This window comes from Bacteroides sp. GD17, from assembly GCF_038448625.1.
In the GTDB taxonomy this organism is placed as follows: Bacteria; Bacteroidota; Bacteroidia; order Bacteroidales; family Bacteroidaceae; genus Bacteroides.
Genome location: NZ_JBCEZS010000002.1, coordinates 192,823 through 204,551 on the forward strand (window position 1 = coordinate 192,823; position 11,729 = coordinate 204,551).

The 11,729-nt window shown below is 48.7% G+C and carries 12 protein-coding genes; 6 read left to right on the forward strand and 6 right to left on the reverse strand.

Annotated elements, in window-relative coordinates:
* Positions 1-5: 5 nt before the first annotated feature.
* The 6 genes from rsxC (at position 6) to galE (ending at position 5,363) form a co-directional block, all read left to right on the forward strand.
* Positions 6-1,343 carry an electron transport complex subunit RsxC gene (rsxC, locus tag AAE250_RS04065; protein ID WP_294596958.1) on the forward strand — a complete coding sequence of 446 codons (1,338 nt, stop codon included), beginning with the start codon at positions 6-8 and terminating at the stop codon, positions 1,341-1,343.
* A gap of 6 nt (positions 1,344-1,349) precedes the next feature.
* Positions 1,350-2,342, forward strand: coding sequence for an RnfABCDGE type electron transport complex subunit D (locus AAE250_RS04070; protein WP_294596960.1), 993 nt, complete (start codon positions 1,350-1,352; stop codon positions 2,340-2,342).
* A complete protein-coding gene (locus AAE250_RS04075; RefSeq protein WP_294596963.1) occupies positions 2,339-3,004 on the forward strand; it encodes an RnfABCDGE type electron transport complex subunit G in 666 nt (221 codons plus the stop codon). The genes AAE250_RS04070 and AAE250_RS04075 overlap by 4 nt, the downstream gene beginning before the upstream one ends.
* Before the next feature lie 16 nt (positions 3,005-3,020).
* A complete protein-coding gene (gene rsxE, locus AAE250_RS04080; protein WP_294596964.1) occupies positions 3,021-3,605 on the forward strand; it encodes an electron transport complex subunit RsxE in 585 nt (194 codons plus the stop codon).
* 10 nt (positions 3,606-3,615) lie between these two features.
* Positions 3,616-4,194 carry an electron transport complex subunit RsxA gene (gene rsxA / locus AAE250_RS04085; protein WP_294596965.1) on the forward strand — a complete coding sequence of 193 codons (579 nt, stop codon included), beginning with the start codon at positions 3,616-3,618 and terminating at the stop codon, positions 4,192-4,194.
* Positions 4,195-4,328: 134 nt separating this feature from the next.
* Positions 4,329-5,363: a UDP-glucose 4-epimerase GalE gene (galE, locus tag AAE250_RS04090; RefSeq protein ID WP_294596968.1), complete on the forward strand. Its 1,035-nt coding sequence runs from the start codon at positions 4,329-4,331 to the stop codon at positions 5,361-5,363.
* 232 nt (positions 5,364-5,595) lie between these two features.
* Here galE and AAE250_RS04095 read toward each other — a convergent pair whose 3' ends face one another.
* From AAE250_RS04095 to thiC, 6 genes are all read right to left on the reverse strand, one after another.
* A complete protein-coding gene (locus tag AAE250_RS04095) occupies positions 5,596-6,528 on the reverse strand; it encodes a DUF5106 domain-containing protein (protein ID WP_294596970.1) in 933 nt (310 codons plus the stop codon).
* A gap of 91 nt (positions 6,529-6,619) precedes the next feature.
* Entirely contained in the window at positions 6,620-7,435 is an 816-nt protein-coding gene (gene thiD, locus AAE250_RS04100; RefSeq protein ID WP_294596973.1) for a bifunctional hydroxymethylpyrimidine kinase/phosphomethylpyrimidine kinase, read from the reverse strand.
* Positions 7,436-7,462: 27 nt separating this feature from the next.
* A complete protein-coding gene (locus AAE250_RS04105; RefSeq protein WP_294596976.1) occupies positions 7,463-8,056 on the reverse strand; it encodes a thiamine phosphate synthase in 594 nt (197 codons plus the stop codon).
* A gap of 45 nt (positions 8,057-8,101) precedes the next feature.
* The gene (locus tag AAE250_RS04110) at positions 8,102-8,797 is read right to left on the reverse strand and encodes a HesA/MoeB/ThiF family protein (RefSeq protein WP_294596977.1); all 696 of its coding nucleotides are present in this window, start codon (positions 8,795-8,797) and stop codon (positions 8,102-8,104) included.
* The gene (gene thiH / locus AAE250_RS04115; RefSeq protein WP_294597380.1) at positions 8,794-9,933 is read right to left on the reverse strand and encodes a 2-iminoacetate synthase ThiH; all 1,140 of its coding nucleotides are present in this window, start codon (positions 9,931-9,933) and stop codon (positions 8,794-8,796) included. The genes AAE250_RS04110 and thiH overlap by 4 nt, the downstream gene beginning before the upstream one ends.
* A 41-nt stretch (positions 9,934-9,974) precedes the next feature.
* Positions 9,975-11,666, reverse strand: coding sequence for a phosphomethylpyrimidine synthase ThiC (gene thiC, locus AAE250_RS04120; RefSeq protein ID WP_294596979.1), 1,692 nt, complete (start codon positions 11,664-11,666; stop codon positions 9,975-9,977).
* Positions 11,667-11,729: the final 63 nt, after the last annotated feature.

Here is an 11,729-nt window from a genome sequence, read left to right on the forward strand (position 1 = left end):
ATTGTATGTTGAAGACATTTTCAATTGGTGGAGTTCATCCACACGAAAATAAACTTTCAGCACATCAGCCTATCATTAAGGCAGAGGTTCCGGCAAAGGCCGTTATCCTGTTGGGGCAGCATATCGGTGCTCCAGCCAAGCCTGTTGTAGCCAAAGGTGATGTAGTGAAAGTGGGTACAAAGCTTGCCGAACCCGGTGGTTTTGTATCAGCAGCTATCCATTCGTCTGTCAGCGGAAAGGTCGCTAAGATTGACACGATTGTCGATGCCAGCGGTTATGCCAAACCCGCTATCTTCATTGACGTGGAAGGTGATGAATGGGAAGAAAGTATTGACCGCACCGATACACTGGTGAAGGAATGCAATCTGACAGCCGAGGAGATTGTGAAGAAGATAGCCGATGCCGGTATCGTAGGTTTGGGTGGCGCTTGTTTCCCTACACAGGTGAAGTTGTGTCCTCCTCCCGCATTTAAGGCCGAGTGTGTTATTATCAATGCTGTAGAGTGCGAACCCTATCTGACTGCCGACCATCAGTTGATGTTGGAACATGCCGAAGAAATCATGGTAGGCATATCCATTCTGATGAAAGCTGTAAAGGTGAACAAGGCATTTATCGGTATCGAAAATAATAAGCCTGATGCTATTCAGTTGATGACGAAAGTCGCTTCCAGCTATGCAGGCATCGAGGTGGTTCCTTTGAAAGTACAATATCCGCAGGGGGGTGAAAAGCAGTTGATCGATGCTGTTATCAGTCGCCAGGTAGCTGCCGGTGCACTTCCTATCTCTACCGGAGCTGTTGTTCAGAATGTAGGTACGGCGTTTGCGGTTTATGAAGCAGTTCAGAAGAACAAACCTTTGTTCGAGCGCGTCATTACCGTGACGGGCAAGTCACTGGCAAAACCTTCTAACTTCCTGGCACGTATCGGTACGCCGATGAAACAGTTGATTGATGCTTGCGGTGGTCTGCCCGAAGATACGGGTAAGATTATCGGCGGTGGTCCGATGATGGGTAAGGCCTTGGTTAATACGGATGTGCCGACTGCTAAAGGTAGTTCCGGTATTCTCATCATGAACGACAAGGAAGCCAAGCGCGGTGAAATACAGCCTTGCATCCGTTGTGCCAAGTGTGTGGGAGCCTGCCCGATGGGATTGGAACCTTACCTGCTTGCCACGGTTTCGGCTCATGGAGATTTTGAAAGAGTAGAGAAAGAAGACATTATGTCGTGTATCGAATGCGGCTCATGCCAGTTCACTTGTCCTTCCAACCGCCCGATGCTGGATTACATCCGTTTGGGCAAGGGTAAAGTGGGAGCAATGATCCGTGCACGTCAAGCTAAAAAATAACGAAGTATGAATAAATTAATCGTATCCCTTTCACCCCACGTTCATGGTGGTGACAGCGTGAAGAAGAATATGTACGGCGTGCTTATTGCATTGATTCCGGCATTCCTTGTATCGCTTTACTTTTTCGGACTGGGTGCGCTGATTGTTACGGCTACCTCCGTACTGGCCTGCTTGTTCTTTGAATGGGCCATCGGCAAATTCCTGCTGAAGAAAGCAACCACGACCATCTGCGATGGCTCTGCCATCATTACCGGTGTGTTGTTGGCATTCAATTTACCTTCCAACCTGCCTATCTGGATTATTATCCTGGGCGCCTTGTTTGCTATCGGTGTGGGCAAGATGTCATTCGGTGGTTTAGGTTGCAATCCTTTTAATCCTGCATTGCTGGGACGTGTGTTCCTGCTGCTCTCTTTCCCTGTGCAGATGACGACTTGGCCGGCTGTGGGCCAGTTGACTGCCTACACAGATGCCACTACGGCTGCTACGCCGCTGGCTATTATGAAGGGGGTTATCAATGGTGCTCCGGGTGTGTCGCTGAGTGACCTTCCGGGAGCCTTCGACTTGTTGATAGGCAACAACGGCGGATGTCTTGGTGAAGTCAGCGCACTGGCTCTGCTGCTGGGACTGGCTTATATGTTATGGAAGAAGATTATTACCTGGCATGTTCCTGTATCCATCTTGGCTACAGTGTTTATATTCTCCGGCATCATGTATCTGGTTAATCCGGCACTTTATGTATCTCCGGTGGTACAGTTGCTTTCCGGTGGTCTGATGCTGGGCGCCATCTTCATGGCTACGGATTATGTTACTTCTCCGATGAGTCATCGAGGTATGCTGATCTATGGTGTCTGCATCGGTATCCTGACGGTGGTTATCCGTCTGTTCGGTGCATATCCCGAAGGTATGTCGTTCGCTATTCTGATAATGAATGCGTTCACTCCGCTGATTAATACGTATGTCAAACCTAAACGCTTTGGGGAGGTAGCGAAGAAGAAATGAAAAAGTTAGAATCATCCTTAAAGAATATGTTGCTGGTGCTTACGGGAGTCACGGCTATCTCCGTAGCATTGCTGGCTTTTGTGAATGAACTGACGAAGGAACCCATTGCGCAAGCCAATGCCAAGACATTGAGCGATGCCGTCAGTGCGGTGGTTCCGGGCTTCGATAACGACCCGATTGCAGAAAAGAAGGTGCAGGAGGTGAACGGTATCGAGTATTCCGTATATCCTGCTACCAAAGGCGGTGAGTATATCGGTGCAGCCGTAGAAGCTACTTCAATGGGTTTTGGCGGTGAACTGAAGGTGCTGGTAGGCTTCGATGCCAATGGCAAGATTATAGATTATTCCCTGTTGTCTCATGCTGAGACTCCGGGATTGGGCTCCAAAGCTGCCGATTGGTTTAAGAAAGGTAGTAAGGGCGACATTACGGGTATGAATCCGGGTGAAGCTGCTTTGACAGTAAGTAAGGATGGCGGTCAGGTAGATGCCATTACTGCTTCTACCATTACTTCACGTGCTTTTTTGAATGCTGTGAATGCAGCTTATGCCGCTTATGCCGGTCAGGAAACTTCCGACGGCAATACGGGCGCTTCTCAAAAGATTGTTGAACAACCTGCTGATGCCACAGCTGCCGAAGCTGCGGATACACTCAGTGTTAATTAAGAAAGGAGTAGAAGATATGAATAATTTTAAAGTTATGATGAATGGGATTATCAAAGAGAATCCTACATTTGTGCTTCTGCTTGGTATGTGTCCTACATTGGGTACCACTTCTTCTGCTGTCAACGGTATGGGGATGGGATTGGCTACGATGTTTGTGTTGATTTGTTCTAATGTAGTGATCTCTGCTATTAAGAACTTGATTCCTGATATGGTGCGTATTCCTTCGTTCATCGTGGTGATTGCATCGTTCGTAACGCTGTTGCAGATGGTGATGCAGGCTTATGTACCTTCGCTGTATGCTACGTTGGGACTGTTCATTCCGTTGATTGTTGTAAACTGTATCGTGCTGGGGCGTGCCGAGGCATTTGCTGCTAAGAACAGTCCGATTTCCTCTTTCTTTGACGGTCTGGGCATGGGCTTAGGTTTTACTATCGCCTTGACACTGCTGGGTGCTGTACGCGAATTCCTGGGAACAGGCAAAATCTTCAATCTGACGATTCTTCCCGAAGAATACGGTATGTTGGTCTTCGTCCTCGCCCCGGGTGCATTTATCGCTTTGGGTTACCTCATTGCTTTGATTAACAGCTTCAAGAAAGCATAATTTGTAAACTATGGAATATATATTGATATTTATCTCGGCAATCTTTGTAAACAACATCGTATTGTCGCAATTCTTGGGAATCTGTCCGTTCCTTGGGGTTTCCAAGAAAGTGGAGACGGCGTTGGGTATGTCTGCTGCAGTGGCATTCGTACTTACCATCGCTACTATTGTGACGTTCCTCATACAGAAGTTCGTGCTCGATGCTTTCGACTTGGGTTACTTGCAGACTATTACCTTCATTCTGGTGATTGCTGCTCTGGTGCAGATGGTAGAAATCGTTCTGAAGAAAGTTTCTCCTTCTTTATATCAGGCTTTAGGTGTATTCCTGCCGTTGATTACTACCAACTGTTGTATTCTCGGTGTGGCTATCCTTGTCATCCAGAAAGATTATGATTTGCTGACGGGAGTTGTTTACGCATTCTCTACTGCTATTGGTTTTGGTCTGGCATTGACTCTGTTTGCCGGCTTGCGCGAGCAAATGAGCCTGGTTAACATCCCGAAAGGTATGCGCGGAACTCCGATCGCTCTGATTACTGCCGGCCTGCTTGCTATGGCATTCATGGGCTTCTCAGGGGTAGTGAAAATCTAAATAAGGAAAAGCTCCAAAAAAAAAGTGAAAGGGAATAAGCTAATTTTTATTCCCTTTTTCTGTTTTTCTTAATTTATTTCCTTACATTTGTAGCGTATTGATAACCTAAAAGCTAAATTGTCTATATTTTTAACATGAAAGAGAAAATCTTAGTTACTGGCGGAACCGGCTATATAGGTTCTCATACAGTAGTCGAACTTCAAAACGCAGGTTATGAAGTTGTTATTATTGATAATTTGTCAAACTCCAGCGCAGACGTTGTAGATAACATTGAAAAAGTATCTGGCATCCGTCCTGCTTTCGAGAAAATAGATTGCTTGGATTTTGCCGGTCTTGACGCTGTGTTTACCAAATATGAAGGCATTAAAGCTATCATTCACTTTGCAGCGAGCAAAGCTGTAGGTGAGTCGGTTCAGAAACCGTTGCTTTACTATCGTAACAATCTGGTTTCACTGATCAACTTACTTGAATTGATGCCGAAGCATGGAGTAGAGGGAATTGTATTCTCATCTTCTTGTACCGTATACGGTCAGCCGGACGAACTTCCGGTAACGGAGCAAGCTCCTATCAAGAAGGCGGAATCACCTTATGGAAACACGAAGCAGATCAACGAAGAAATCGTTCGTGATACAGTTGCTTCCGGTGCTCCGATAAATGCCATCTTATTGCGTTACTTCAATCCGATTGGCGCACATCCCACTGCATTGCTGGGTGAGTTGCCTAACGGTGTACCGCAGAACCTTATACCATACCTCACTCAGACTGCAATCGGTATCCGTGAGAAACTGAGTGTCTTTGGTGATGATTATGATACGCCCGACGGTTCTTGTATCCGCGACTTCATTAATGTAGTCGATCTGGCGAAAGCGCACGTAGTTGCTATCAACCGTATTCTGGAGAAGAAACAGAAAGAAAAAGTAGAAGTCTTCAACATCGGTACGGGTCGTGGTCTTTCCGTTTTGGAGTTGATCAGTGCTTTTGAAAAAGCTACAGGTGTGAAGCTGAACTATCAGATTGTAGGTCGTCGTGCCGGTGATATCGAAAAGGTATGGGCTAACCCTGAATTGGCAAACAATGAATTGGGTTGGAAAGCTGAAACCAGCATTGAAGAAACACTGCTTTCTGCATGGAAGTGGCAGTTGAAGCTTCGTGAGAGAGGCATTCAATAACAAATGAATTTGTGTTTTTTAACAAATAGGAAATAAACAAATGCCTCCCCGCATTTGTTTATAAATTGCAAATCAGCCTGACGCTGTTTATGTATATGTGAATATCCGTAATATGGTACTTATGCCTCCCCGGCATAGACAGGTAAGATTGCATAGTAGTTTTGTCGTGTTTTATTTTGTGTTTGTGTTGTGAATAAGCCCTGTCGAGAGACAGGGCTTATTTTTTTGTTCGCTACTTCAAAAGATATTGGTCAATCTCTGTGGCTGTAACATCTTTCAGTAATACCTTTTTGTCTTTATCCAGCAGGTAAAGGGTAGGGATAGCTTTTAGGTCGTACAGGTTCTTTTCTTTGATGACCTGCTTGGCATCGTAGCCGTTGATCCATTCGGCAGGAAAGTCGGAGAGGTGTCTTTTCCATTCATCCAGTTCCTCGTCAGGGTAAAGGGAGAGTATTTTCAGTTTATTGTCCGAGATGGCACGGTTGATGGCAGGAGCATGTTTCATAGCTTCGATTGTTTCTGCGCAGGCATGGCAGCCGGGGTTGTTGATGAACAGTAATGTGTAGGGAGCATTCAAGGCATATAGTGTACTTTGTTTTCCGGAGGATAGCGTGTAAGTGAAGTCGAGAGCTTGCGTTCCTATGCGGTTTTTCTGTGCCAGTTCGCGGCGTGCTTGCGGACGTATCTTTTCAGTATCATCCAGAATGGGAGAGGCGATAAGGGCATCCAGTACGGAGATGTACAGTTCCTCGTTGCGCATTGGGGAGTTGGGATCGTACAGATACTTGTCTGCCAGTTCCGCCATATAGAGATAACAGACTTTTTCTTTTTCCGCTTTGGCAAACATCTCCTTTATGGCAGTTTCGGCAGTCTTTGCCGGAACAAGTTTCAGTATGTCGATGTAATCTACCCAAGCCTGTTCCGTGATTTCCGGATGGTGCACATAGTTGCTGTCGGCAAAGTTTATGTTTTCCCAGTAATGCCGCACCAGGTAGTCGGCACGCAGTTCGGGAGTATTCAGCATAGGGGGAATGGATGGCAGGACAAATGTGGTGATGGTATCGGCAGGAGTTTCTACTGCCTGTATACTACTTTTGGCTTTGCTGTTGTTGCATGCTGTGCAGAGGCATAAAAGCAATAGGAGGGGAGAGGATTTGTATCTCATGATTTTTACTGGTATATTTGAGTTAGACATATTTGTTTCAATTCATACTTTGTGCAAAAATAGCATCTTTTCGCAAGATATTGTGTATCTCTTATTGAGAGAAATGCCACAAAGGTCCGTTTCCGTGTCCTATTCTCAAATTACTTCCGTTACTGATGGCTGTGCTGATGTATGCTTTAGCTCGTCGGATGGCTTCGTCAAGATTGTGGCCATAAGCCAGGAAGGTGGCGATGGCAGAGGAAAGGGTACAACCGGTGCCGTGCAGGTTTGTACTTTCTATCTTGGGAGAAGTATGGAATGTACAGTTCGATAACGAAGCTGTGTTTTGCAGGGAAAAATGGTTGAAAAGCACATCGCACATTTCGTTTCCCGATAGATGTCCGCCTTTTATGAGGATGGAAGTATGATATCGGCGGGACAACTCTTGGGCGGCTTGCTCCATATCTGTAATGGTGGCGATATTCTGTTCGCTCAGCAGGGTAGCTTCGCTCAGATTGGGGGTTATTAATGTGCATAGAGGGAAGAGTTCTTCCTTGATGGCAAGAATAGTTTCTTCCGTCATCAACCGTCGCCCGCTGGTAGAAATCATTACGGGGTCGTAGACGATGAATTCGGGACGATATTTTTGCAGGCATTCTGCAATCGTATGTACGATGTCGGCATTGTGGACCATGCCTATTTTTATGGCGGCAGGTTGCAGGTCGTCCATGACAGAGGCTATCTGGGTGCGGACTATGTCGGCAGGGAGGGGATGCACGGCTTGTACGCCCAGCGTGTTCTGTGCAGTGACAGCAGTAATGACAGAGGCGGCGTAGCCACCTAAGGCGGATATAGTCTTGATGTCGGCTTGGATGCCGGCACCGCCGGAACAGTCGGAACCGGCAATGGAGAGGATGATGGGAGGCATAAATAATGAATAATTAATAATGAAAAGTTAGAGGGGGGAGGTGAGGGCTTGGAGTTGCCGGAAGTGGGGGATGAGGTCGCTTTCGGAGCACTGCCAGATGTCTCCTAAGAGGGCGGCACCGCCGAAGCCGAGGGCTTTGACTTCCGGAAGATGCCGGGAAGAGATACCGCCCAAGGCAATGACACGGGAGTCGATGATACCGGCTTGCCGGGCTTGTTGCAGGCTCTCGCGGGAATGGGCGGAGGGATAGCCTTCTTTGGAAATACTGTCGTAGATGGGACTGAGAAAGACGTAATTGCAGGCAGGCTTGTGCTCCATCACTTCGCTGAGGTAGTGGCAGGAGCAACTGATGTGTCCTTGGTAATCGTTAGAAGCATGCGGATTGCGCCCGTTCAGGTGAATGCCTTTCAGACCAAAAGCGGATACCAGCTGGAAATGTTCGTGGGTAACGATGCGGGACAGATATTCGGCAGGTAGTTGGCGGAGCAAGTGAGACAGTTCTTCAGCAGAAGCTCCCGGCTTGCGGAGGTGAAGGATTTCGAGTCCGGCACGGAAGAGGGAGGTGATGGCCGCGGCTTCGCCTTCGAAGAACTGAGGGGTGGTGATGACTATCAGTTTCATAATCTATTTGTGATAAGATGAATTCATTCGGTAGAATAATATTATTTAGAAAGAAAGGATATACGATTGCATCGTCCTTAAATCAATCGTCCAGAGTTTCCCTGTTAATGGTTCGCCGTAGCCACAGACCAGTTTCAGGGTTTCGTTTGCTTCCACGCTGCCTACGATAGCAGGGGTGACCCCGATCACTGATTTGTCGGGAGGGGGCATGCGGAGTGTTTCTGCCTCGTCGGGATAAAGATCACGATAGGTCTTGGGGCGTTCACCGCAACCGAAGACGGAGACTTGGCCCTCGAAGCCTTGGATAGCACCGTAGACATAAGGTTTGCTAAGTGCACTGCACGTGTCGCTGAGTAGGTAGCGGGTGGCGAAGTTATCGCAGCCGTCTACAATGATATCATACTCCTTTATTACGTCGGAAATGTTTTCGCTATTGAGACGGAAAGGATAGGCTTGCACGTTAATCTCGCTGTTCAGCGCTCGCAGTCGCCGGGCAGCACAGTGCACTTTGGGTTGCCCAACTTCTACCTCGGTGTATAGTACTTGGCGTTGCAGATTGCTGATGCTGACGGTATCATCATCTACAAGTCCCAACGTGCCTATACCGGCACCGGCCAGGTAGAGGGCGATAGGAGAACTGAGTCCTCCTACACCCACTATCAGCACTTTGGCATCGTGCAGTTTCTGTTGTCCTTCTTCTCCTATTTCGGGAAGGGAGAGTTGACGATTGTATCTGTTCATTGTCTTCCTGCATAATGCTTTAAATCAAAACTTGCATCCCAATCTTTCCACACCGGCTCGCGTCCCAAGCGCTTCAACGCAGCATTTACTTCCACCGCCTTGCGCTCATCACTTACATGAAACTGTTCCAGCGTCTGTGGATAACTGTAATACCCGCCCGGTTCCGTTTTGCTTTCGGCGCTCATAGTGGTTACGCCGAGCGTAGCCATGTGGTCGCGTATGGAGGCAGGTTCGCGGGTGGAGTAGGAGATATCCACATCGTGGTCGAAGATGCGCATGGCGAAAGTGACTTGTGCCAGTTCGCGGTCGTTCATGATGACGTTGGGCTGGAAGCCACCATTCTCCGATGGGCGCATACGCGGGAAGTTGACGCTGTACTTTGTCTTCCAATAATGCTTCTGCAGGTAGCGCAGGTGGTGAGCCATCATCGTAATGTCCGTCCGCCATTCTTTTTCCAGACCGATGAGTACACCCATGCCGATGGAATGCACACCGGCCTGTCCCATGCGGTCGAAACCGTTGACACGCCACTCGAACCTGGACTTCATGCCGCGGGGGTGATAAATATTGTAATTCGCCTTGTGGTAGGTTTCCTGAAAACAGATGACACCGTTCATGCCATGCTCTTTCAGTTCGGCATACTCTTCGGCTTTCAGGGGCATTACCTCGATCTTCAGATTGCTGAAATAAGGCTTTGCCAAGTCCAGTGCACGGGCAATGTAAGGAACACCGGCTTTGGCAGGATTCTCTCCCGTCACCAGCAGCAGGTTTTCGAAGGGGGCCAGGCGCTTGATGGCTTTGTATTCATTTACAATTTCTTCTTCCGTCAGGATGGTACGCGGCATGGGGTTGCTGATGTGGAAACCGCAATACACGCAGGAGTTGGTGCAAGAGTTCGTGATGTACAGAGGTACAAACATAGAGATAGTCTTACCGAAGCGTTCCTCGGTGTACTTCTTGCTCAAGCGCGCCATCGTCTCCAAGTAGGGGATGGCGGCAGGGGAGATGAGCGCCATGAAGTCTTCTACATCACAACGCTCGCGGGAGAGGGCACGGCGCACGTCGGCATCGGTCTTAGCATGGATGCGCTCCGTGGTTTCCTCCCAGGATATTTGTTCTAATTCGTCTGAAAACATGTTGTTTAGTTTATAGTTGATAATGAAAAGTTGAGTTTTCATTATTCATTTTTCACTGAATTAAGCTCTCTTGATAACCGCATTGCACAGAAGTTCGGTCCGCACATCGTGCAATACTCTCCGTCCGTATGATGTCCGGCACGGAAATAGCTCAGTGCACGTTCGGGGTCGAGGGAGAGGTCGAACTGGTCTTTCCAGCGGAACTCGTAGCGAGCCTTGCTCAAAGCGTTGTCACGAACCTGTGCACCGGGATGGCCTTTGGCAAGGTCGGCGGCATGGGCGGCTATCTTGTAGGTGATGACGCCTACGCGCACATCCTCCTTGTCCGGCAAACCAAGGTGCTCCTTCGGCGTGACGTAGCATAGCATTGCCGTGCCCAGCCACCCGATTTGTGCGGCACCGATGGCAGAGGTGATGTGATCGTAGCCCGGAGCAATGTCCGTCACCAACGGGCCAAGAGTATAGAAAGGGGCATCGTGGCATTTCTCAATCTGTCGTTCCATATTTTCCTTGATTTTGTGCATAGGTACGTGTCCGGGACCTTCGATGAACGCCTGCACGTTCTTGTCCCAGGCACGCAGCACGAGTTCACCCATCGTATCGAGTTCGGCAAACTGGGCTTTGTCGTTGGCATCGTGCGTAGAGCCGGGACGCAGACCGTCGCCCAGGGAGACGGCTACATCGTATTGTGCCAATATATCGCAGATATCATCGAAATGCTCGTACAAGAAACTTTCGCGGTCGTGCATCAGACACCACTTGCTCATGATGCTGCCGCCACGGCTCACGATGCCGCACAGACGGTCGTCTGCCAAGTGCACGTTGTGCCGGCGGATGCCGGCATGGATGGTGAAGTAATCCACGCCTTGCTCGCACTGCTCTATCAGGGTGTCGCGGTATATCTCCCAAGTAAGGTCTTCCACCTTTCCGTCCACCTTCTCCAATGCCTGGTAGATGGGGACGGTGCCTACGGGGACAGGGCAATTGCGGATAATCCATTCGCGCGTCTCGTGGATGTTCTCTCCGGTAGAAAGATCCATCAGCGTGTCGCCGCCCCACTTGCAGCTCCACACGGCTTTTTCCACTTCTTCGTCAATGCTCGAGGTGGTGGCGGAGTTGCCGATGTTGGTGTTGATCTTCACGAGGAAGTTACGGCCGATAATCATCGGTTCGGCTTCGGGGTGGTTGATGTTGGCAGGCAGTACGGCACGGCCTGCGGCTATCTCTTGGCGGACAAACTCGGGGGTAATATGAGTTTCTATGCCCAGCTCGGCACAATTCATGTTTTCGCGGATGGAGACGTACTCCATTTCGGGGGTGATGATGCCTTGCTTGGCATAGGCCATTTGGGTGATATGCTTTCCCTGCTTAGCCCGGTAAGGCAGAGTGATATGCTCGAAACGCAGCGGGTCGAGGGACTTATCGTCACGACGCATGCGGCCGTATTCGGAAGTGATTTCGGGCAGTTGCTCCACATCGTCGCGACGCAATATCCAAGGTTCGCGCAGGCGGGGAAGTCCTTTCTCCAGATCGATCTCTATATCCGGGTCACTGAACGGACCACTGGTATCATAAATGTAAATCTCCGGGTTGGGAGTGATAACCTTTTCTCCATTGATGAAGTTGGTGCTGGGCACTTGCTCTACTTTACGCATAGCCACGCGCAATTCGGGATGCAGTGTCCCCGGCAGATATACTTTCTGGGAACGGGGGAATTTTATCTTTTGATTCATATTTCAGTTCTTTATTCTAAATTCTGATTGTTAATAGGTAACGGAGAGTTTAGTGCAATTTCA

Excerpts from the sequence above, each read along its gene's own strand:
- rsxC (WP_294596958.1), top strand. The coding sequence starts at position 6 with ATGTTGAAGACATTTTCAATTGGTGGAGTTCATCCACACGAAAATAAA.
- AAE250_RS04070 (WP_294596960.1), top strand. The coding sequence starts at position 1,350 with ATGAATAAATTAATCGTATCCCTTTCACCCCACGTTCATGGTGGTGAC.
- AAE250_RS04075 (WP_294596963.1), top strand. The coding sequence starts at position 2,339 with ATGAAAAAGTTAGAATCATCCTTAAAGAATATGTTGCTGGTGCTTACG.
- rsxE (WP_294596964.1), top strand. The coding sequence starts at position 3,021 with ATGAATAATTTTAAAGTTATGATGAATGGGATTATCAAAGAGAATCCT.
- rsxA (WP_294596965.1), top strand. The coding sequence starts at position 3,616 with ATGGAATATATATTGATATTTATCTCGGCAATCTTTGTAAACAACATC.
- galE (WP_294596968.1), top strand. The coding sequence starts at position 4,329 with ATGAAAGAGAAAATCTTAGTTACTGGCGGAACCGGCTATATAGGTTCT.
- AAE250_RS04095 (WP_294596970.1), bottom strand. The coding sequence starts at position 6,528 with ATGAGATACAAATCCTCTCCCCTCCTATTGCTTTTATGCCTCTGCACA.
- thiD (WP_294596973.1), bottom strand. The coding sequence starts at position 7,435 with ATGCCTCCCATCATCCTCTCCATTGCCGGTTCCGACTGTTCCGGCGGT.
- AAE250_RS04105 (WP_294596976.1), bottom strand. The coding sequence starts at position 8,056 with ATGAAACTGATAGTCATCACCACCCCTCAGTTCTTCGAAGGCGAAGCC.
- AAE250_RS04110 (WP_294596977.1), bottom strand. The coding sequence starts at position 8,797 with ATGAACAGATACAATCGTCAACTCTCCCTTCCCGAAATAGGAGAAGAA.
- thiH (WP_294597380.1), bottom strand. The coding sequence starts at position 9,933 with ATGTTTTCAGACGAATTAGAACAAATATCCTGGGAGGAAACCACGGAG.
- thiC (WP_294596979.1), bottom strand. The coding sequence starts at position 11,666 with ATGAATCAAAAGATAAAATTCCCCCGTTCCCAGAAAGTATATCTGCCG.